Raw genomic sequence first — 22,043 nt, forward strand, 5'->3', positions numbered from 1 at the left:
CGCAACAAATCTGCGCAGGGCCCAACGTTTGTTGGGCCGGATCGATATACTGAGCGCCGGTTAAAAGGCATCAATCACCGCCATCCCCTGTGGGAGCGAGCCTGCTCGCGAAGCGATCGTCGACTTAAACAGAAATGTTGGCTGACAATCCGCCTTCGCGAGCAGGCTCGCTCCCACAAGGTTTGTGCCTAGACTGAAGCCATCGCCGGACTCGCCCCGTCTCGGGGCTGCTTAGGGATATCGACCATGCAATGGATGTTCATGTTGATCGGGCTGGTGCTCGGTGGGCTGCTTGACGAGTCTGTCAGTGGCGCGCTGTTGGGTGCGCTGCTGGGGCTGGTCATCGGCCAGATGCTTCGCATTGCGCGCCTCGGCTCGCAGGCGGCGGAGCAACAGCGCCAGCTCGAGCAGGTGCGCGAGGCCTTGCAAGGCGTGGCTCAGCGGCTGTTTGTGCTGGAGGGTTCGCCTTCTCATGCGCCGGCACCGCCAGCTGAAGTCGAGTCTGTCGTCGCACCCGTCGATGTGGCGGAGCAGGCCGCCCCGAGCCCTGAGCTGATCTGGGAACTGCCGCCCGAACTCGAACCGATCTCCGCCGTCGCCCGCGAAACCAGTCAGCCGCTGCCGGCCGATGTATGGCGCGCCGAACCGGCTCCCGTTGCACCACCGCAAAAAACCGCCGAACCCCGCGGCCCGAACCTGATCGAACGCGGCATCAGCGCGGCGCGCAATTGGCTGTTTGGCGGCAACACCGTGCTGCGCGTCGGTGTGGTGCTGCTGTTTTTCGGTCTGGCATTTTTACTGCGTTACGCCACCGAAGGCATGGTGGTGCCGATCGAGTTGCGATACGCCGGCGTCGCGGCAGCAGCGTTGGCCCTGCTGGCGCTGGGCTGGTGGCTGCGACGACGCAACAGCAACTATGCGTTGATGCTGCAAGGAACCGGGATCGCGGTGTTGTACCTGACGGTGTTTGCGGCGATGCGTTTGCATCCGTTGCTTGATCCGTCCGCTGCACTCGGTTTGCTGGTCGCGGTGACGGTGTTCTCGGCCATTCTGGCGATCACTCAGGATGCCTTGGGGCTGGCGGCAGTGGCGGCGCTCGGTGGTTTCGCCGCGCCAATCCTCACTTCTACGGGCGAGGGCAATCACGTCGCGCTGTTCAGCTATTTCGCGCTGCTCAACGCCGGCATTCTCGCTATCGCCTGGTTCAAGGCCTGGCGCCTGCTCAATCTGATCGGCTTCGTCGGCACCTTCGGCATCGGTTTCGCCTGGGGCCTGCGTTCCTACACGCCGGAACTGCTGTGGAGCACCGAGCCGTTCCTGATTTTGTTTTTCCTCATGTACCTCGCCATCGGCCTGTTGTTTGCCCGGCGTAAATTGCGCGAGATGCCGGATGCGCCGCAGGAGGCTGATCGCGAGGCGTTGCTGCAATGGTCGGCGCGCAAGGGCGATTACGTCGACGGCACCCTGCTGTTCGGCCCGCCGATCATCGGCTTCGGATTGCAGTTCGCGCTGGTGCAGCATCTCGAATTCGCGGCGGCGTTCAGTGCCCTGGCGCTGGGCATGATTTACATGGCGCTGGCCAAAGCGCTGATGGGCGGGCGCGCGATGCTGTTGGGCGAAACCTGCCTGGCGCTGGGAGTGATTTTTGCCAGCCTGGCGATTCCACTGGGGCTCGATGCGCGCTGGACTTCTGCGGCGTGGGCCGTGGAAGGAGCGGGGATTTTCTGGCTTGGTTTACGTCAGCATCGGCCGTTTGCCCGGGCCTTTGCCTTACTGCTGCAACTGGGTTCGGCACTGGCGTTTCTCAGCCAGTTGCAGCTCGGCGACAGCAGCCTGCTCGACGGCGCACCGCTGGGCGCGCTGATGCTCGGGCTTGCGCTGCTGTTCAGTTTCGATCAATTGCGCAAGGCTACGCCTGAGCAGACTTCGCCGTGGGAGCGCCAGAGTCTTCCGGTGCTGGCATGTCTGGGCCTGACTTTCCTCTATCTGCTGGCACCGTTGTTCCTGTTCATTCAGGGCACGGCGATCAGTTGGGCGTTGGCCGGTTTGGTAACGTTGTTTGTCGGACTGCGGATTCAATCGCGCACGTTCCTGTTCACTGCGTTCGGTGTTCAGCTACTTGGTGGCGCGTTGTTCCTGCTGCGTCTGCAAAGTGCCGGCGAAGATTCTGCGGCGGTATTCAGTGCGGGCTGGAGCGGTTTGCTCAGTGCGTCCTTGATCGGTCTGGCCTTGATTGGCGGCATGCTGCTGGCGGCGCGGGATGAGATGGTGCGCGGCGATGTGCGCCTGCTGCGTGGCTTGTCGGTGGTGCTGCTGGCCGGCTTGGTGCTGATCAATCTGGCGGTGCTGTTCGTGCTGCCGTGGCAAACCGCGAGTGCAGTGTGGGCGGCCAGCGGCTTGCTGATCATCTGGCTGAGCCTGTACCTGCAACAGCGTCTGAGTTTCGTTTTCGGGCTGCTGTTGCAGGTGGTCGGCGGCGCGGCGTTTCTGCTCGCCGGCCCCGAATGGCTCGGGCCATTGTCTAGCGAAGAATTGAAACCATTGGCCCATGGCGGCTTCTGGACACCGCTGGTGCTGGGGCTGGCCGCGCTGATCGGTGCGTGGCGCTTGCAATTGGGCAACCATGCCACGGCTTTTGATGCCTTGAGTTTGCAGCGCTTGTCGCAAGTGCTGCTGGTCTGGGGCGCCGGTTGGTGGACGCTGGCGTGGGTCAGCGAAATCCTGCGTTTCGCCTCGCCGAACCTGCAAGGCACATTGTTGCTGCTGGTCGCTGCGATCAGTGTGGCGCTGTGGACGATTTTGTCACTGCGCTTGAAATGGCCGGCGCTGGGGTTGCTCTGCACCTTGCTGATTCCGGTGGCGGCGCTGGTTTTGCTCGGCGCTTGGCATTCGCGCTACCACCCGGCCGCCGACTTCGGCTGGCTGGCGTGGCCGGCGCTGTTCGCGGTGCACTTCTTCAGCCTGCGCCGCTTGGCGTCGATGTTGCCGGCGCGCGCATTGAGCGTGGCCCATGTGCTCGGTTGCTGGCTGCTGATTGGCGTGCTGGCGCTGGAGTTGCGTTACGGCCTGCTGCTGTTGTCCGAGCAGTACAACGCGTGGCGGTGGCTGGGCTGGGCGATTCTGCCGAGCCTCTATCTGTTGCTGATGGCTGCTCACCGTACGTGGCCGTGGCCGGTGGCCGCATTTGCCCGCGAGTACCGCTTGTATGCGGCGGCACCGCTGGCGGTGTTGATGCTGGCGTGGTTCTGGCTGGCCAATGGCGTCAGCGATGGCAATGCCGAACCGTTGCCCTATGTGCCGCTGCTCAACCCGTTGGAGTTGGGCCTGTTGTTCGCGCTGTTCGGCGTTTATGTCTGGTCCCGCAGTGCGGTTGCACAACTGTCGATCCGTAAGGACTACGCCGACCATGCCACGCAACTGATCGCCGGGGTTTCGCTGTTCGCCTTCTGCACCGCGCTGGTCACTCGCGCCGCGCATCACTGGGCCGGTATTCCGTTCGAGCTTGATCAACTGCTCGCGTCGATGCTGGTGCAGGCCGGCCTGTCGATCGTCTGGACGTTGATGGCGCTGGGGCTGATGATCGGCGGCCATCTGCGCCATCGCCGCGAAGTGTGGCTGATCGGCGCGGCACTGATTGCGCTGGTGGTGGCCAAACTGATTTTTGTCGAACTGAGCAACCGTGGCGGCCTCGCCCGGATCGTCTCGTTTATCGGTGTCGGCGTATTGCTGCTGGTGGTCGGCTACTTCGCGCCGCTGCCACCCAAACGCGTCGAGGCCGAACCGGCGGCGGACAAACCCGCGCCGGAAACCGAAGGAGTTGCATCTTGAGTCGCATGCTGAATCTGGGGTGGTTGGCGCTGGGCGTGGTGATGGTCGCTGGCGCTCAGGAAAAACCGGCGGACTTCGCCACGCAAGTGCCGTTGACGGTGAGCGGCAATGGCCCGTGGTATCGCCTCGACCTGCCGCTGAGCGCGCAATTGCAGGCGCGCCAGACCGATCTCGGCGACCTGCGTGTGTTCAACGCCGCCGGCGAAGCGCAGGCCTATGCCTTGGCTCGCGAATCGGCGCAGACCCGCGACGACGGCAAGCTGCATGAGGTCAAGTGGTTCCCGCTGTACAACGCCGCCGATGCCAGCGAGCGCGCGCCGAACGTGCGCGTGCAGTCGACCACCAACGGCACACTGGTCGAAGTGCAACCGTCCTCGCAACTGGAGGCGGGCGAAGAAGTGCTGCGCGGCTGGCTGCTCGATGCCAGCGCGATCAAGGCGCCATTGCAGCAGTTGGTCCTCGACTGGACCAGCGAGCGCGACGGTTTCCAGCGTTTCAGCATCGAGGCCAGCGACGATCTGCAGCACTGGCAGGCATGGGGCGAGGGCCAGGTGGCACGGCTGACCTTTTCCGATGAGCGCATCGAACAGCACGAAGTGACTTTGCCGGGGCAGACCGCGCGCTATGTGCGCCTGTTGTGGGAGTCGCCGGGTTCGGCGCCCGTCCTGACGTCGGCGCAATTGAAAAGCAGCCACCCGCGCAACCTGCCGCTGCCTTTGGTGTGGTCGCCCAGCGTGGCCGGCAGCAGCAGCAAATCCGGGGAATACACCTGGCAGTTGCCGATGGGGCTGAATGTCGAGCGGGTGCAGATTGAGCTGAAACAGCCGAACAGTCTGGCGCCGGTCACGTTGGCTGGTCGACGTGAAAGCAACTTGCCGTGGCAGCCACTGAGCAGCGGTTTGCTGTATCGCCTGAGCCAGAACAATCAGGATGTGGTGCAGAACGAAATCCCGCTGTCCGGGCAGACCGTGCAGCAACTCAAGCTGACCGTGGATGAGCGCGGCGGCGGGTTGGGTGAGCAGGCGCCGGACCTGAAATACGCAGTGCGCGCCACCCAGGTGATTTTCCTTGCCCGCGGCGAAGGTCCGTACAGCCTGGCGTTGGGCAATCCGACAGTAAAAACGGCGAACCTGCCGCTGGCAACGTTGATTCCGGATTTCAAGCCAGAAAAACTGGCGAGCCTGGGCAAGGCAACGGTGCAGGGCGAAGCGCTGGCCACGCAGACCTCGACGGCTACCACGGCTGCGGTGGCCGGAACCAATTGGAAGAAACTCGGCTTGTGGGCGGTGTTGTTGCTCAGTGTGGTGTTTCTCGGGGCGATGGCGTTCAGCCTGTTGCGCAAGCCGCCTGCCAATACCTGAGCATGGCGGCGCTTTGCGCCGTTCGCGAGCGGGCTCGCTCCCACAATGGAATGCATTGCCCTGTGGGAGCGAGCCTGCTCGCGAAAGCGCCCGGGCAGACACTGAAAATCTTCAGTCGCTCATGCCGAACCGAACTACGCTCAACCCGACACCTGAACTCTGCACCGACAATCACGTCTCATACAGGCAAATACACCCAGGCGCACGTTAGCCGGCGTCTTCGCTCGCTAGGTTTTCAGACTCCCTGTAAACTGCGCGGGTTTTCCGCCCCCCATTCCACCGGAGCCGTCCATGTCCCGCGTTACCTTGAGTCGCTATTTGATTGAGCAGACCCGCAGCAACAACACTCCTGCCGATCTGCGCTTTTTGATCGAAGTGGTGGCGCGTGCCTGCAAGGAGATCAGCCACGCCGTGTCCAAAGGCGCCCTGGGTGGTGTTCTGGGCAGCATGGGCACCGAGAACGTGCAAGGCGAAGTGCAGAAGAAGCTCGACGTGCTGTCGAACGAGATCCTGCTCGAAGCCAACGAATGGGGCGGTCACCTGGCCGGTATGGCGTCCGAAGAAATGGACAACGCCTACCAGATCCCGGGCAAATACCCGAAAGGCGCGTACCTGCTGGTGTTCGACCCACTGGATGGCTCGTCGAACATCGACATCAACGCCCCGGTCGGCACGATCTTCTCGGTACTGCGTTGCCCGAACGAATACCTGAGCCAGAACGAGCCGCTGAACGAAAAAGCCTTCCTGCAGCCAGGCACCCAGCAAGTGGCCGCCGGCTACGCGATCTACGGCCCGCAGACCATGCTGGTGCTGACCCTGGGCGACGGCGTCAAAGGCTTCACCCTGGACCGCGAAATGGGCAGCTTCGTCCTGACTCACGAAGACATCACCATCCCGGAAACCACCCAGGAATTCGCCATCAACATGTCCAACCAGCGTCACTGGGAAGCCCCGGTGCAGCGCTATGTCGGCGAGCTGCTGGCCGGTGAAGAAGGTCCGCTGAAAAAGAACTACAACATGCGCTGGGTCGCGGCAATGGTCGCCGACGTACACCGCATCCTGACCCGTGGCGGTCTGTTCATGTACCCGCGCGACAGCCGCGAGCCGTCGAAACCCGGCAAGCTGCGCCTGATGTATGAAGCCAACCCGATGTCGTTCCTCGTCGAACAAGCCGGCGGCGCGTCCACCGACGGTCACCAGCGCATTCTCGACATCCAGCCGGAAGGCCTGCACCAGCGCGTTGCAGTGTTCCTCGGCTCGAAAGAAGAAGTTGCCCGCGCCACGGCCTACCACAAGGAATAAACCATGCACGCGCCCTGGCAGCCGTTGCTCGACTGGTGGTTCGGACATGCCGAATCAGCCAACGAAGTAGCGGCCGAAAAGGGCAAGTTGTGGTTCGGCAAGCGAAACAGCCAAGACCTCGAAGCGCAGACGCGTTTCGGGGTCTTTGTCGATCAGGCCCTGGCCGGCGGATTGACCGAGTGGACGCAATGTCCCGAAGGTTGGCTGGCGGTGGTGCTGTTGCTTGATCAATTGCCGCGCATGATCTATCGCGACACCCCCAAAGCATTTTCCGGTGATCTGCGCGCACAGAAGCTCGTCGCCCAAGGCATTGCAGCGGATTTCGATCGGCAGTTGAAGCCGATTCAGCGCGTGTTCATTTACCTGGTGTTCGAACACTGTGAAAACCTCGCGGTGCAGAACGAAGCCGTCTCGCGATTCATGGCCCTGGTGGCTGAACAGCCGGAAACGGAGCGGGCGGTGTTCGCCGACAATCTGGATTATGCCGAGCGGCATCAGAAGGTGATTGCCCGATTTGGCAGGTTTCCGCACCGCAATGCGGTGTTGGGGCGGGAGTCTACGGTGGAGGAGTTGGAGTTTCTTGGTCAACCCGGATCCTGGTTCTAAATCAAGGATTGCCTCGTAGAAGCCGTTTCATCAACAGTGCCGGTAGGCTTTTTCGCGTATCGACAATGATATGGACGAAAACCGTTTTTTCTCGCACCTCATAAATAATCCGATTCATACCTGAAATGATTTGCCGATACTGGCCGAGATTGAGCTTTTCGATCTCTTCGGGAATCGATCCTGAATAAGGCAGATCTGCAAGACCAAGAATCGAAATTTTGAGATCGGCATAGGTTTTTTGCCAAATCTGGCTGGAGAATTCTTTGACGACGTACGTGCGAATTTCTTTGAGATCTGTTTGAGCGGACTGAAGGATAACCACCTTTAAACTCATTGATGATCGGCCTTATCCAGTTCGGCAAAGACATCTTGAGCGTCATTGAACTTGCCTTCCTCAATCTCCCGATTACCCATCGCCAACAATTTGAGCAAGGCCATCGTGCCTTCTTGCTCTTCAAAACTCTTCACATCCATAACGACTAACTTGGCTTCACCGTTTTGGGTAATTACCAGCGGCTCGCGGCTCTCAGTGATTGATTTGACGATCTCGGCCGTATGGCTTTTCAGGTAACTGATCGGTTTGATTTGCGAAGAAAGCTTCATGATAAACCCTGCCAAATTGAACAGGGCTGAGTTTAGTCTTAATTTGGTCCATAGTCTCTGCGGGCTGACCAAGCGTATTTCAGTTCGAAACGTTTTCGTCGCTGCTGCCGCCTTCGCGAGCAGGCTCGCTCCCACAGGATTTGGTGGTGCACTCAAATTGTGTAACCTCCGGAGATCCCTGTGGGAGCGAGCCTGCTCGCGAGGAAGCCTGAGGCCGCGGCTTAGATCCTGAAGCTGCCGACCAGATGCTTCAACCGCGCGGCTTGCTGCTCAAGATCCGAACAGGCGCGCAACGTAGCCTGCAAGTTCTCCACGCCTTCCTGATTCAGCGTGTTGATCTCGTTGATATCAACGTTGATCGACTCGACCACGGCTGTCTGTTCTTCGGTCGCGGTGGCCACCGACTGGTTCATGCCGTCGATTTCGCCGATGCGCTGGGTCACGCTGCCCAGACGCTCGCCGGCCTGGTTGGCGATGCCGACGCTGCTTTCGCTCTCACGCTGGCTCTCGGTCATGATGGTCACTGCCTGGCGTGCGCCGACCTGCAGCTCCTCAATCATCTTCTGCACTTGCTGCGCCGAATCCTGAGTGCGGTGGGCGAGGTTGCGCACCTCATCGGCGACCACGGCGAAACCGCGTCCGGCTTCACCGGCGCGCGCGGCTTCGATGGCGGCGTTGAGTGCGAGCAGATTGGTCTGCTGGGAGATGCTGGTGATCACTTCGAGAATCTGGCCGATGTTCACCGTGTTGCTGTTCAGCGTTTCGATGTTGCCGCAGGAGTCGCTGATCTTCGCCGACAGTTGCTGCATGGCCTGGATGGTTTTATCCACTACCTGCTGGCCATCGACCGCCAGGCTGCGTGCGTCGCTGGAATGCTGCGAGGCGAGGGCGGCGTTCTGGGCGATTTCCTGAGCGGCGGCGCCGAGCTGATTGATCGCGGCGGCGACGCTGTTGGTGCGGCTGGCCTGCTGGTCTGAGTTGTACATCGACGAGTTCGAGGCAGCGACCACACGCAGGGCGACTTCGTTGACTTGGCCGGTGGCCGAGGACACTTCGCGGATCGACGTATGAATGCGTTCGACGAAGCGGTTGAACGACGTACCCAGTGCGCCGAATTCATCGTTGCCGTGAATCACCAGACGCTTGGTCAGGTCGCCTTCGCCTTCAGCGATGTCATGCATCGCGCGGCCCATGGTCAGAAGTGGCTGCATCAGCACGCGAATCAGCATGCCGAGCAGGCCGATGATGATCAGCACGGCGATGACCATGGCGATCAGTGCCGAGGTGCGGAATTCGCTGAGCATCGAGAATGCGGTGTCTTTGTCGAGCACCAGTGCCACGTACCAGTCAGCCGAAGGCACGCCGTTGACCCGAGTGAAGGAAATCAACTGGGTTTTGCCGTCGAACTCGACTTCCTTCAGGCCCGGGCTGACTTGAGGCGCGCCGTTCGGATAGGCCTCGGCGAGGGTCTTGAGCACCAGTTTGCTGTCCGGGTGAATCAGGATCTTGCCTTCGGCGCTGACGATGAACGCATGACCGTGGCCGCCGAAGTTCAGCGAGTTGATGATCGCGCTGACGCTGGTCAGATCGATGTCGGCCCCGGCCACGCCAAGCATCTGGCCTTGACGCTGCACCGGCGTGGCCACAGTGATGACCAGTTTGCCCGACGAAGCGGCGATGTACGGTTCGGTGACGATGGTCTGCTGCGCGCTGTTGGCCGCTTTGTACCAGCCGCGAGCGCGCGGGTCGTAGTCCGGCGCACGGTTGCCGGCAGGCACCGAGAACATCACGCCGTCGGCGCCACCGAAATAGCTGAGCTGGAAATTGCCGGTGTAGGCGGGCAGGTCAATGATGCGCTTGAGGCTGGCGGGCGCGTTGCCGTCGACGGCGACTTGCTGCGACAGCGATTGCAGCAGTTGAATGCGGCTTTCCAGCCAGGTCTGGATGTTGCTGGTGGTCAGGCTGCCCAGCTCCTGCATGGTCGCTTCGGTGCTGCTGCTCAAGGCCTGACGCTGGCGATAGTCGTTGAAGAAGATGAAACAGGCGAACGCTACGGCCACCACAAGGGCAGCAGCCAGCAAAATCTTGTGGCTGAATTTCATGTTTCTGGTCATCGAATGAACTACCGCGAAGGGGCTGGTCAAGAAAGGGCGGCAATTTGCCATATTCGGCAGCGTTGCGCTGCTCTTATTTTCGACCGCGCCGCGCCAAAGATTAGGTGCTTGCAGGGAAAGTCGACGAAATGCTCGACGGCTTCACAAAGTTTTTGATTTACCGAAAAAAGCCAGACGGGCGGGCTGATAAATAGGCGTCCGGCCACGGAACCAGATGACACTTTTCTCTTCTAAGCTTCTGGTTGGCACCATGCCATCCCCCCTCGTTCCAGGAGTTTCACCATGTCGCTGCGATCTATCGCCCTGCTGTCGTTTTGCGTGCTGTTGGCCGCATGCAGCAAGGTCAATCAGGAAAACTACTCCAAGCTCTCGGCCGGCATGGCCAAGTCCGAAGTGGAAACCCTTCTCGGCAAGCCCACCGATTGCTCGGGCGCGCTCGGTATGTCCAGCTGCACCTGGGGCGACAAGAACAGCTTTATCAGCGTGCAATACGCCGGTGACAAAGTGCTGATGTTTTCCGGCCAAGGCCTGAAGTAAACCGGGGCTTCGCGCCCACGGAGAAAAAAATGAAGCGGTTATTGCTGATCCTTTTTGCTGGCCTGGTACTGGCTGGCTGCGCCACTTCCGGCGTCGACCCGTTGGCGCCCAAGACCGTCAACAGCGTCAACCTCAAGCGTTATCAGGGCACCTGGTATGAACTGGCACGCTTGCCGATGTTCTTTCAGCGCCACTGCGCGCAGTCCGAAGCCCACTACACCCTCAAGCCTGACGGTAACGTCGGCGTGCTCAACCGTTGCCTGACCCCGGAGTGGCAGTGGGAAGAAGCCAAGGGCACGGCTTATCCACAAGTGCCAGGCAAGACCGACAAGCTCTGGGTCGAATTCGATAACTGGTTCTCGCGCCTGGTGCCGGGTGTGGCGAAGGGCGAGTACTGGGTGTTGTACGTCAGCGACGATTACAAGACCGCCATCGTCGGCGATCCGAGTCGCAAGTACCTGTGGCTGCTGTCACGCACGCCGACCGTCAACGGTGTAGTGCGCGAAGAATTGCTGAGCAAGGCGCGTCAGCAGGGTTACGACACCACCCGCCTGATCTGGCGGGCTTCGGATCGGCAGATGGCCAAGACCTCTAATTAAGCCGCTATACAAATCAAATGTGGGAGCGAGCCTGCTCGCGAAGAGGGTGTATCAGTCGACATGAATATTGACTGATACACCGCGTTCGCGAGCAGGCTCGCTCCCACAGTTTGGTTTTGGGTCAGCCCAAGAGATCGCGCAGGACCCGGGTGAAGGCTCGGGCGCTGTCCTCTTCGCCGGCGTGCCGGCCATCGCGCACCACCCACTGACCATTGACCAGCACATCGCGCACCTGGCGATCGCCGCCGGCGAACAACCAGCGATTCAGAATCGCGTCGCCATTGGCAGTCGCCAGATACGGATCGCTGCCATCAAGGACAATCCAGTCCGCGCGCTTGCCCACTTCCAGCGCGCCGATCGGCTGCCCCAGTGCCTGTGCGCCGCCGTCCAGCGCCGCTTCATACAGGGTGCGCCCGACCATCGGCTGGTCCGCGCCATACAAGCGATTACGCCGCTGATCACGCAGGCGCTGGCCATATTCCAGCCAGCGCAATTCCTCCACCACGCTCAGCGACACATGGCTGTCGGAGCCAATGCCCATGCGCCCGCCCTGGGCAAGAAAATCCACCGCCGGGAAAATCCCGTCACCCAGATTCGCTTCAGTGGTCAGGCACAGCCCGGCGATCGCGCGACTGTTGGCCATCAGCGTGACTTCTTCCGGGTTGGCATGGGTGGCGTGGACCAGACACCAGCGCTGATCGACTTCAGTATTTTCATACAGCCATTGCAACGGACGGCGACCGCTCCAGCTCAGGCAATCGTCGACTTCTTTCTGCTGCTCGGCGATGTGGATGTGCACCGGGCATTGTTTGTCACTGGCCGCCAACACTTCGCTGATCTGCTGCGGCGTCACCGCACGCAACGAGTGGAAACACAGGCCCAGCGATTGCGCCTTCTGCTGCGCCAGTAATGGCTGCAACCGCGCTTGCAGATTCTGATAGTTTTCAGTGCTGTTGATAAAGCGCCGCTGGCCATCGTTGGGCGTCTGGCCACCGAATCCGGAATGGCTGTAGAGCACCGGCAGCAGGGTCAGACCGATACCGCTTTCGCTCGCGGCCTGACTGATGCGCAAGGCCAGTTCGGCCGGATCGGCGTACGGCTGGCCGTTGCTGTCGTGGTGCACGTAGTGAAATTCGGCGACTGAGGTGTAACCGGCCTTGAGCATTTCGATGTACAGCTGACGGGCGATGATGCCGAGCTGATCGGGGCTGATTTTTCCGACGAGGCGGTACATCAGATCGCGCCAGGTCCAGAAACTGTCGTTGGGGTTGCCGGCCACTTCGGCCAATCCAGCCATGGCGCGCTGGAAGGCGTGAGAGTGCAGGTTGGGCATTCCCGGCAGCAACGGCCCGCGCAGGCGTTCGGCGCCGTCTGCGCTGGAATCGGCCTGGATTCGGGTCAACAGGCCATCGGCGCTGACCTCGAGACGTACATTGTTGGCCCATCCCTCAGGCAGCAGTGCGCGTTCGGCAAAGAAGGCGGACATCGTTCGGCACCCCATCGTGTGTTATTTGTATATACATATACAGACGTTTGCCTGCCCGGTAAACTCCGGCAAGCTAGTCACTTTCATCCAATGAACAGGGATCAACCGTGCCGACTCCGCCTCCAGTTTCTCCGTTGGCCGCGAACATGGGCGACAGTCCGGCGCCCTTGTACGCCCGCGTCAAACAGATGATTACCCAGCAGATCGACAGCGGTAACTGGCCGCCGCACTACCGCGTGCCGTCCGAAAGCGAACTGGTCAGCCAGCTCGGCTTCAGCCGCATGACCATCAACCGCGCCCTGCGCGAGATGACCGCCGACGGCCTGCTGGTGCGCATGCAAGGCGTGGGCACGTTTGTCGCCGAACCGAAGAGCCAGTCTGCGCTGTTCGAAGTGCACAACATCGCCGATGAAATCGCCTCGCGCGGCCATCGCCACACCTGCCAGGTCATCACCCTCGAAGAAGAGTCCGCCGGTTCCGAACGCGCGCTGGCGCTGGACATGCGCGAAGGTCAGAAGGTCTTTCACTCGCTGATCGTGCATTACGAAAACGACATTCCGGTGCAGATCGAAGACCGTTTCGTCAACGCCCTGGTCGCGCCGGAATACCTCAAGCAGGATTTCACCCTGCAAACGCCCTATGCCTATCTCAACCAGGTCGCGCCGCTGACCGAGGGCGAGCACGTGGTCGAAGCGATTCTTGCCGAGCCGTCGGAGTGCAAATTGCTGCAGATCGAAAAGGGCGAGCCGTGCCTGCTGATCCGCCGGCGAACCTGGTCGGGGCGTCAACCGGTGACGGCGGCGCGTTTGATCCACCCCGGTTCCCGCCATCGTCTGGAAGGGCGCTTTCATAAATGAATTATCAAGTGAAGGTTCTACGCGCCGAAGGCTACCCGCGCATGCCGTGGAAAAACGGCGGCGGCAGTACCGAGGAAATCACCCGCGATGCTGGCGCAGGCCTGGACGGTTTCGGCTGGCGTCTGTCGATCGCCGACATCACCGAATCCGGCGGTTTCTCGACATTTGCCGGATACCAGCGAGTCATCACTGTGTTGCAGGGCGACGGCATGACCTTATGCGTCGACGGTGACGATACCCGGCCATTGTTACCCTTGGACCCGTTTGCTTTCAGCGGCGAAAGCCAAGTGTCCTGCACCTTGCTCGGCGGTGCGATTCGCGACTTCAATCTGATCTACGCGCCGCAACGTTACCGCGCGCGATTGCAGTGGCTGGACGGCGAGCAGCGGTTCTTCAGCTCGGCATCGACGCTGCTGGTGTTCAGTGTCAGTGAGCTGATGGACGCGCGTGTTGGCGACGGCGTTTCGCAGCTCGGTCGGCATGATTGCCTGCAACTGGACGGTAACAGTGGGCTGGTCGAAGTCTCCACCAACGCCGCATGCTGCGTGATCGAACTCCTTCAGAACTGAACACACCCCTCGCCACCAAAGCCATCCCCACTCTTGTTTCCCTTCACGCACCAACTTGTTACCGAACGCCCCAGCGTGGCGCAAAACCCCTGCTCACGCCGCTAAGCCCCGCCTCCCTCAAATACACCTCAGAAAAATTTCATCCACGCCAGAACCCCCGATTCAGGCGCTCTACAGCCTCGCCCATGATTTTTCTTGAACGCCGATCCAACAAGTTGGCCGCTTGATTGCATATGCTTGTATGTACAAGTAAAGACGTATGCGTATGAGTCGGTCGAGACTCTCCGCAGCGTCCACTGATTCGCTTGTCGCGCAGCACAGCGCGCAGGCTGCTGCCCACTGCCAGGGTTGGTTTGAATTGATCGCTGAGGAGTCTTTTTCGTGACTGACAATACCCAGAACAGCAACAAGTTTCGTGACGTGCAGATCCGCGCCGCACGCGGTAACACGCTGACCGCCAAGAGCTGGCTGACTGAAGCGCCGCTGCGCATGTTGATGAACAACCTCGACCCGGAAGTTGCCGAAAATCCGAAAGAACTGGTGGTCTACGGTGGCATCGGCCGCGCCGCGCGCAACTGGGAGTGCTACGACAAGATCGTCGAAAGCTTGACCAACCTGAATGACGACGAAACCCTGCTGGTGCAATCGGGCAAGCCGGTCGGCGTATTCAAGACTCATAGCAACGCGCCGCGCGTGCTGATCGCCAACTCCAACCTGGTGCCGCACTGGGCGAGCTGGGAACACTTCAACGAACTCGACGCCAAAGGCCTGGCCATGTACGGCCAGATGACCGCCGGCAGCTGGATCTACATCGGCAGCCAGGGCATCGTTCAGGGCACCTACGAAACCTTCGTCGAAGCCGGTCGCCAGCATTACAACGCTGACCTCAAGGGTCGCTGGGTGTTGACCGCCGGGCTCGGTGGCATGGGTGGCGCACAACCGCTGGCCGCCACCCTGGCCGGAGCCTGCTCGCTGAACATCGAGTGCCAGCAGGTCAGCATCGATTTCCGCCTGAAAAGCCGTTACGTCGATGAGCAAGCCAAAGACCTCGACGACGCTTTGGCGCGTATCGACAAATACACCAAAGAAGGCAAAGCGATTTCCATCGCCCTGCTCGGCAACGCGGCGGAAATCCTCCCGGAACTGGTCAAGCGCGGCGTGCGCCCGGACATGGTCACCGACCAGACCAGCGCCCACGATCCGCTCAATGGTTACCTGCCGGCCGGCTGGAGCTGGGACGAGTACCGCGCTCGCGCCAAGACCGAACCGGCCGCTGTGATCAAAGCCGCCAAGCAGTCGATGGCGGTGCACGTCAAAGCCATGCTGGAGTTCCAGAAGCAAGGCATTCCGACCTTCGACTACGGCAACAACATCCGTCAGATGGCTCAGGAAGAAGGCGTCGAAAACGCTTTCGATTTCCCGGGTTTCGTGCCGGCCTACATCCGTCCGCTGTTCTGCCGTGGCATCGGCCCGTTCCGTTGGGCGGCGCTGTCGGGTGATCCACAGGACATCTACAAAACCGACGCCAAGGTCAAAGAGCTGATCCCCGACGACGCGCATTTGCACAACTGGCTGGACATGGCCCGCGAGCGCATCAGCTTCCAGGGTCTGCCGGCGCGTATCTGCTGGGTCGGTCTGGGCCAGCGCGCCAAGCTCGGTCTGGCCTTCAACGAAATGGTCCGTAGCGGAGAGCTGTCGGCCCCTGTGGTGATCGGTCGCGACCACCTCGACTCCGGCTCGGTGGCCAGTCCCAACCGCGAAACCGAATCGATGCAGGACGGTTCCGACGCCGTCTCCGACTGGCCGCTGCTCAACGCACTGCTGAACACTGCCAGCGGCGCGACCTGGGTCTCCTTGCACCACGGCGGCGGCGTCGGCATGGGCTTCTCGCAGCATTCGGGGATGGTGATCGTCTGCGACGGTACTGACGAAGCGGCCGAGCGCATCGCGCGCGTGCTGCATAACGACCCGGCGACTGGCGTCATGCGCCATGCCGATGCCGGTTACCAGATTGCGATCGACTGCGCGAAAGAGCAGGGGCTGAATCTGCCGATGATCACCGGTAAATAACGCGAAAGCACTGTAGGAGCTGCCGAAGGCTGCGATCTTTTGATGTTGATTTTTAAGATCAAGAGATCGCAGCCTCGTTTCACTCGACAGCTCCTACAGGTGTGCGAACCAACCCGAATCGCAATCCACAGAGGTTGAATCATGGCGGTTAACAACGAACGTGCAGGCAGTACACCGTTGATCGAAAGGCGTTCGATCGACTACATCCCGGAAGCGGAAAGACACGGTCGTCTGTTCAGCCAGTTCACCATGTGGATGGGCGCCAACCTGCAGATCACTGCGATCGTCACCGGGGCGCTGGCCGTGGTGCTTGGCGGTGATGTGTTCTGGTCGTTGATCGGTCTGCTGATCGGCCAACTGCTCGGCGGTGGTGTGATGGCGCTGCATGCCGCGCAAGGGCCGAAACTGGGCCTGCCGCAAATGATCTCCAGCCGCGTGCAATTCGGCGTTTATGGCGCGGCGATTCCGATCGTGCTGGTGTGCCTGATGTACCTGGGTTTCACCGCCACCGGTACGGTGCTCTCCGGGCAGGCGCTGGGGCAGTTGTTCGGTGTCAGCGACAGCGTTGGCATCTTGATTTTCGCCAGTGTCATCGTGCTGGTCACAGTGCTCGGCTATCGCGTGATCCACTGGATCGGCCGCGTCGCCAGCGTGATTGGCGTGATCGCTTTTGTGTTCCTGTTCTGGCGGCTGATGAGCCAGACCGACGTCGGTGCACTCCTGCAGATTCGTCACTTCAGCTGGAGCAGTTTCCTGTTGGCGGTGTCGTTGGCGGCGTCCTGGCAGATCGCTTTCGGCCCGTATGTAGCGGACTACTCGCGTTACCTGCCGAGCGCCACTTCATCGGTGAAAACCTTTTTCGCCGCCGGTGCCGGCTCGGTGATCGGCGCCCAGGTGGCGATGATCCTCGGCGTGTTTGCCGCCGCTTCGGCCAACGGTCAATTCGCTGGTCACGAAGTCGCTTACATCGTTGGTTTAGGCGGTACCGGCGCCACTGCCGCGCTGCTGTATTTCAGCATCGCGTTCGGCAAGGTGACCATTTCGACGCTGAACTCCTACGGCAGCTTCATGTGCATCGCCACCATCATCAGTGGCTTCAAAGGGCACCTGACGGTTACCCGCATGCAGCGGCTGGTGTTCGTGCTGTTCATCGTCGGCGCGGCGACACTGATCGCGCTGCTCGGGCAGCACTCGTTCCTCGGTGCGTTCAAGTCGTTCATCCTGTTTCTGCTCGCCTTCTTCACGCCGTGGAGCGCGATCAATCTGGTCGACTACTACTGCATCACCCGCGAGCGCTATGACGTGCCGGCGCTGGCCGATCCGAACGGCCGCTACGGCCGCTGGAACCTGCTCGGTATCAGCGTCTACGTGTTCGGCGTACTGGTGCAGTTGCCGTTCATCTCGACCAAGTTCTACACCGGGCCGCTGGTGGCAGCGCTGGGGGATGTGGATATCTCTTGGATCATCGGCCTGGTTCTCCCGGCCGCCGTCTATTACTTCTGCGCAAAGAAATGGCACAGCGCAGTGCCCGATCGCCTGATTCTGCCGGTCGAGCAGAACAGCACCCAACAAGCAAAAACGAGTGGGGCCGGTCGCGCTGCGGCGCAGGCCTGATCTGGACGTGGACCAGGCTGGATGCCTCTTGAACTGCCGTAAGCCCATTCATGATTAGGAGCGTCACGACAATGAAATCGAACAAGACCCTGCTGACCACATTGCTGTCCATGGGCCTGTTGGCCAGTGCCGGTGCGACGCAAGCCGCCGGCTGGTGCGAATCGGGCAAACCGGTGAAATTCGCCGGGCTGAACTGGGAAAGCGGCATGCTCCTGACCGACGTTATGCAAGTGGTGCTGGAGAAAGGTTACGGCTGCAAGACCGACAGCCTGCCGGGCAATTCCATCACTATGGAAAACGCCCTGAGCAGCAACGATATTCAAGTGTTTGCCGAAGAGTGGGTCGGCCGCAGCGAGGTCTGGAACAAGGCCGAGAAGGCCGGCAAGGTCGTCGGTGTCGGCGCGCCGGTAGTGGGCGCGATCGAGGGCTGGTACGTGCCGCGCTATGTGATCGAAGGCGACGCCAAGCGCAAGCTCGAGGCGAAAGCCCCGGACCTGAAAAACATCGCTGACCTGGGCAAGTATTCCGCCGTGTTCAAGGACGCCGAAGAGCCGTCCAAGGGCCGCTTCTATAACTGCCCGGCCGGCTGGACCTGCGAGCTCGACAACAGCGAAATGCTCAAGAGTTATGGCCTGGAAAACAGCTACACCAACTTCCGTCCGGGCACAGGCCCCGCGCTGGATGCGGCGGTACTGTCGAGCTACAAGCGCGGCGAGCCGATCCTCTTCTATTACTGGTCGCCGACGCCGCTGATGGGCCAGATCGACGCGGTCAAACTGGAAGAGAAACCCGGCGTCGACAAGACCGTCAGCATCAAAGTCGGCCTGTCGAAAACCTTCCACGACGAAGCCCCGGAACTGGTCGCCGTGCTGGAAAAGGTCAACCTGCCGATCGACCTGCTCAATCAGAATCTCGGGCGCATGGCCAAGGAACGTATCGAGTCGGCAAAACTGGCGAAAATCTTCCTCAAGGAACATCCTGAAGTCTGGCACGCATGGGTGAGCGACGACGCAGCCAAGAAAATCGACGCGGCCTTGTAGGTCAGGTTTCCCGGCTGCCAGCACGGCAGCCGGACGCTTGATCGCAACCCCTTGATTGAGAGTCCCTTATGTTTCCCGAAAGCTTTACCTTTTCCATCGCCGACTGGGTCAACGGTTGGGTCGATTCGCTGGTGACCAACTACGGCGACGTGTTCCGCCACATTTCCGACACGCTGCTGTGGGCCATCGTCAGTCTCGAAGGTTTGCTGCGTGCGGCGCCGTGGTGGTTGATGCTGGCAATCGTCGGTGTCATCGCCTGGCACGCCACGCGCAAAGTCGTCACCACCGCCGTGATTGTCGGCTTGCTGTTTCTGGTGGGTGCGGTTGGCCTCTGGGACAAGCTCATGCAGACCCTGGCGCTGATGATGGTCGCGACGATCATTTCGGTGCTGATCGGCATCCCGCTGGGGATCCTCTCGGCGCGCAGCAATCGCCTGCGTTCGGTGCTGATGCCGCTGCTCGACATCATGCAGACCATGCCGAGTTTCGTGTACCTGATTCCGGTGCTGATGCTGTTCGGCCTGGGCAAGGTGCCGGCGATTTTCGCCACGGTGATCTACGCCGCGCCGCCGCTGATTCGCTTGACCGATCTGGGCATTCGCCAGGTCGACGGCGAAGTCATGGAGGCGATCAACGCCTTCGGCGCCAACCGCTGGCAGCAACTGTTCGGCGTGCAACTGCCGCTGGCGCTGCCGAGCATCATGGCCGGGATCAACCAGACCACGATGATGGCCCTGTCGATGGTGGTGATCGCCTCGATGATCGGCGCCCGTGGCCTCGGTGAAGACGTACTGGTGGGGATTCAGACCCTCAACGTCGGCCGGGGTCTCGAAGCCGGGCTGGCGATCGTGATTCTCGCGGTGGTCATCGACCGCATCACTCAAGCGTACGGTCGGCCACGGCACGAGGTGAGCAAATGAGCAACGCAAGCGTGAGCAAGATCGAAGTGCGCAACGTCTTCAAGATTTTCGGCAACCGCGCCAAGGACGCGCTGGCCATGGTCGGCCAGGGCAAGAGCAAGGACCAGGTGCTCAGCGACACCGGTTGCGTGGTCGGCGTGAACGACTTGTCGCTGAGCATCGGCACCGGCGAAATCTTTGTGATCATGGGCCTGTCCGGCTCGGGCAAATCCACCTTGGTGCGCCACTTCAATCGGCTGATCGACCCCACCAGCGGGGCGATTCTGGTCGATGGCGAGGACATCCTGCAGTACGACATGGAAGCGCTGCGCGAATTTCGCCGGCACAAGATCAGCATGGTGTTCCAGAGCTTCGGCCTGCTGCCGCACAAGACCGTGCTCGATAACGTCGCCTACGGCCTGAAAGTGCGCGGCGAGAGCAAGCAGGTCTGCGCCGAACGCGCGCTGCACTGGATCAATACCGTCGGCCTCAAAGGCTACGAAAACAAATACCCGCACCAGCTCTCCGGCGGCATGCGTCAGCGCGTCGGCCTGGCCCGTGCGTTGGCGGCGGACACTGACATCATTCTGATGGACGAAGCGTTCAGTGCGCTGGATCCGCTGATCCGCGCCGAGATGCAGGACCAGTTGCTGGAGCTGCAAAAGACCCTGCACAAAACCATCGTCTTCATCACCCACGACCTCGACGAAGCCGTGCGCATCGGCAATCGCATCGCGATTCTCAAGGATGGTCGGTTGATACAGGTGGGCACGCCAAGAGAGATCCTGCATTCGCCGGCGGATGAGTATGTCGACCGGTTCGTACAGCGGCGGGCGGCGGTGGTTTAGGTAGATTTGTGGTGGCTGGGCGGGCCTCTTCGCGAGCAGGCTCGCTCCCACAGGGGTTCGCATTCCAATGTGGGAGCGAGCCTGCTCGCGAAGGGGCCGGTAGAGCTGCATCAATATCAAGGTTGAGGTTAGAGATGTCCCAGGCTGAAAAAATCGTTATCACAGGCAGCCCTCTGCATTGGCAGGACGTGGTCGCCGTCGCCCGTCACGGTGCGCTGCTGGAACTGTCCAGCGACACATGGGCGCGCATCGACAACGCTCAGGCCATTGTTCAGCGCATCGTCGCCAGCGGCGAGCGTGCCTATGGCGTCAACACCGGTCTGGGCGGTCTGTCCAACGTTTCGCTGCAAGACGAACAGCTCAGCCAACTCTCGCGCAACACCCTGCTCAGCCATGCCTGCGGTGTCGGCCCGGTGCTCAGCGACGAGCAGACCCGCGCGATCATCTGCGCCGCGATCCACAATTACAGCCACGGCAAATCCGGCCTGCATCGGCGCGTTGTCGAAGGGCTGCTGGCGCTGCTCAATCGCGGCATCACCCCGCAGGTGCCGTCGCAGGGTTCGGTGGGTTATCTGACGCACATGGCGCACATCGGCATCGCGTTGCTCGGCGTCGGTAATGTCAGCTATCGCGGGCAGATCAACTCGGCGCAACAGGCGTTGGCCGAAGAAGGCCTGCAACCAGTGCAACTCGGTGCGAAGGATGGCTTGTGTCTGGTCAACGGCACGCCGTGCATGACCGGCCTCAGTTGCCTGGCGATTGCCGACGCCACGCGGCTGATGCAATGGGCCGATGTCATCGGTGCGATGAGTTTCGAAGCCCAGCGCGGCCAGATCGATGCGTTCGATGCCGAGATCATCGCGCTCAAGCCGCATCCCGGAATGCAGCAGGTCGGCATCAATCTGCGCGCCTTGCTCGATGGCAGCCAAGTGATCGCCGCGAGCAAAGGCATTCGCACTCAGGACGCGCTGAGCATTCGTTCGATCCCGCAGGTCCACGGCGCCGCGCGTGATCAACTGGAGCATGCGATCAAACAGGTCGAAGCGGAGCTGAACGGCTGCACTGATAACCCGTTACTGCTGGGCACGCCGGACAATTTTCGGGTGATGTCGCAGGCCAACCCGCACGGTCAATCCGTGGCGATGGCGGCGGATCTGCTGGCGATTGCCATGGCCGAAATCGGCTCGATCGCCGAGCGCCGTCTCGATCGCTTGGTCAACCCGCACGTCAGCGGTTTGCCGGCGTTTCTGGTGGCCAATCCGGGGGTGAACTCGGGGATGATGATCGTGCAATACGTCGCCGCATCGCTGTGTGCGGAAAACCGTCAATTGGCGCAACCGGCGGTACTCGACAACTACATCACCTCGGGCCTGCAGGAAGATCACCTGAGCATGGGCACCAACGCCGCGCTGAAGCTGCATCGTGCGCTGGAAAACTGCACACAGATCCTCGCGATTGAATATCTGCTGGCGGCGCAGGCGTTTGAATTCCTCAAGGAGCAGCGCTTTGGCGTCGGCACAGATGTCGCCTGGCGCCTGCTGCGCGAAACGGTCCCGGCCTACGATCAGGATCGCTGGCTGGCGCCGGACATCGCTGCCGCTGCGACTGTATTGAAGGACCCGAATCTGCCGCACAACGTCCTACCGAATTTGCACTGACAACTACCCATACCAGCGTGCCAAGGCGTGGATCGTTCACAAGACGAGAAAC

General features: G+C 61.1%; 18 protein-coding genes. 14 read left to right on the top strand and 4 right to left on the bottom strand.

All coding sequences use genetic code 11. From position 1 onward, the window contains the following. The first annotated feature begins 246 nt into the window (after positions 1-246). From ND528_RS17965 to ND528_RS17980, 4 genes are all read left to right on the top strand, one after another. On the top strand, positions 247-3,828 hold the full coding sequence (locus ND528_RS17965) for a DUF2339 domain-containing protein (RefSeq protein WP_263470835.1): 3,582 nt from the start codon (positions 247-249) through the stop codon (positions 3,826-3,828). Next, entirely contained in the window at positions 3,825-5,189 is a 1,365-nt protein-coding gene (locus ND528_RS17970; RefSeq protein WP_263470836.1) for a DUF3999 domain-containing protein, read from the top strand. The genes ND528_RS17965 and ND528_RS17970 overlap by 4 nt, the downstream gene beginning before the upstream one ends. Before the next feature lie 291 nt (positions 5,190-5,480). Then, positions 5,481-6,491: a class 1 fructose-bisphosphatase gene (locus ND528_RS17975; RefSeq protein ID WP_039756611.1), complete on the top strand. Its 1,011-nt coding sequence runs from the start codon at positions 5,481-5,483 to the stop codon at positions 6,489-6,491. A gap of 3 nt (positions 6,492-6,494) precedes the next feature. After that, positions 6,495-7,097, top strand: coding sequence for a DUF924 family protein (locus tag ND528_RS17980; RefSeq protein WP_263470837.1), 603 nt, complete (start codon positions 6,495-6,497; stop codon positions 7,095-7,097). 1 nt (position 7,098) lies between these two features. On the opposite strand, the gene ND528_RS17985 is transcribed toward ND528_RS17980, so the two are convergent. The 3 genes from ND528_RS17985 to ND528_RS17995 all read right to left on the bottom strand — a co-directional run bounded on the left by ND528_RS17985 (position 7,099) and on the right by ND528_RS17995 (position 9,814). Beyond that, positions 7,099-7,431, bottom strand: coding sequence for a type II toxin-antitoxin system RelE/ParE family toxin (locus ND528_RS17985; RefSeq protein ID WP_263470838.1), 333 nt, complete (start codon positions 7,429-7,431; stop codon positions 7,099-7,101). Beyond that, complete coding sequence (locus ND528_RS17990) at positions 7,428-7,700, bottom strand: type II toxin-antitoxin system Phd/YefM family antitoxin (RefSeq protein ID WP_101156736.1); 273 nt, start codon at positions 7,698-7,700, stop codon at positions 7,428-7,430. Before ND528_RS17990 ends, ND528_RS17985 begins: the two co-directional genes overlap by 4 nt. A gap of 221 nt (positions 7,701-7,921) precedes the next feature. Further along, on the bottom strand, positions 7,922-9,814 hold the full coding sequence (locus ND528_RS17995; RefSeq protein WP_206665449.1) for a methyl-accepting chemotaxis protein: 1,893 nt from the start codon (positions 9,812-9,814) through the stop codon (positions 7,922-7,924). Between the two features lie 282 nt (positions 9,815-10,096). Between ND528_RS17995 and ND528_RS18000 the strand changes: the two genes are divergently transcribed. Beyond that, on the top strand, positions 10,097-10,351 hold the full coding sequence (locus tag ND528_RS18000; protein ID WP_016772095.1) for a hypothetical protein: 255 nt from the start codon (positions 10,097-10,099) through the stop codon (positions 10,349-10,351). 29 nt (positions 10,352-10,380) lie between these two features. Further along, a complete protein-coding gene (locus tag ND528_RS18005) occupies positions 10,381-10,950 on the top strand; it encodes a lipocalin family protein (RefSeq protein ID WP_110602125.1) in 570 nt (189 codons plus the stop codon). 121 nt (positions 10,951-11,071) lie between these two features. On the opposite strand, the gene ND528_RS18010 is transcribed toward ND528_RS18005, so the two are convergent. Further along, on the bottom strand, positions 11,072-12,436 hold the full coding sequence (locus ND528_RS18010; RefSeq protein WP_263470839.1) for a formimidoylglutamate deiminase: 1,365 nt from the start codon (positions 12,434-12,436) through the stop codon (positions 11,072-11,074). Between the two features lie 146 nt (positions 12,437-12,582). On the opposite strand from ND528_RS18010, the gene hutC reads away from it, so the two are divergent. The 8 genes from hutC to ND528_RS18050 all read left to right on the top strand — a co-directional run bounded on the left by hutC (position 12,583) and on the right by ND528_RS18050 (position 21,991). After that, positions 12,583-13,293 carry a histidine utilization repressor gene (gene hutC / locus ND528_RS18015; RefSeq protein WP_263470979.1) on the top strand — a complete coding sequence of 237 codons (711 nt, stop codon included), beginning with the start codon at positions 12,583-12,585 and terminating at the stop codon, positions 13,291-13,293. After that, the gene (locus tag ND528_RS18020) at positions 13,290-13,862 is read left to right on the top strand and encodes a HutD/Ves family protein (protein ID WP_263470840.1); all 573 of its coding nucleotides are present in this window, start codon (positions 13,290-13,292) and stop codon (positions 13,860-13,862) included. The genes hutC and ND528_RS18020 overlap by 4 nt, the downstream gene beginning before the upstream one ends. A gap of 381 nt (positions 13,863-14,243) precedes the next feature. Then, positions 14,244-15,932 carry a urocanate hydratase gene (gene hutU / locus ND528_RS18025; protein WP_071174124.1) on the top strand — a complete coding sequence of 563 codons (1,689 nt, stop codon included), beginning with the start codon at positions 14,244-14,246 and terminating at the stop codon, positions 15,930-15,932. A 141-nt stretch (positions 15,933-16,073) separates the two neighbouring features. Then, positions 16,074-17,546 carry a purine-cytosine permease family protein gene (locus tag ND528_RS18030; protein WP_263470841.1) on the top strand — a complete coding sequence of 491 codons (1,473 nt, stop codon included), beginning with the start codon at positions 16,074-16,076 and terminating at the stop codon, positions 17,544-17,546. A gap of 71 nt (positions 17,547-17,617) precedes the next feature. Beyond that, positions 17,618-18,586, top strand: a complete 969-nt coding sequence (locus ND528_RS18035) for an ABC transporter substrate-binding protein (RefSeq protein ID WP_137215122.1) — start codon at positions 17,618-17,620, stop codon at positions 18,584-18,586. A 68-nt stretch (positions 18,587-18,654) separates the two neighbouring features. Continuing rightward, the gene (locus tag ND528_RS18040) at positions 18,655-19,506 is read left to right on the top strand and encodes an ABC transporter permease (protein ID WP_016772087.1); all 852 of its coding nucleotides are present in this window, start codon (positions 18,655-18,657) and stop codon (positions 19,504-19,506) included. Next, on the top strand, positions 19,503-20,333 hold the full coding sequence (locus ND528_RS18045; RefSeq protein WP_263470842.1) for a quaternary amine ABC transporter ATP-binding protein: 831 nt from the start codon (positions 19,503-19,505) through the stop codon (positions 20,331-20,333). The genes ND528_RS18040 and ND528_RS18045 overlap by 4 nt, the downstream gene beginning before the upstream one ends. A gap of 134 nt (positions 20,334-20,467) precedes the next feature. Then, positions 20,468-21,991 carry an HAL/PAL/TAL family ammonia-lyase gene (locus ND528_RS18050; protein WP_263470843.1) on the top strand — a complete coding sequence of 508 codons (1,524 nt, stop codon included), beginning with the start codon at positions 20,468-20,470 and terminating at the stop codon, positions 21,989-21,991. Positions 21,992-22,043 lie beyond the last annotated feature (52 nt).

It is taken from the genome of Pseudomonas mercuritolerans, assembly GCF_025706525.1.
Classification (GTDB): domain Bacteria; phylum Pseudomonadota; class Gammaproteobacteria; order Pseudomonadales; family Pseudomonadaceae; genus Aquipseudomonas; species Aquipseudomonas mercuritolerans.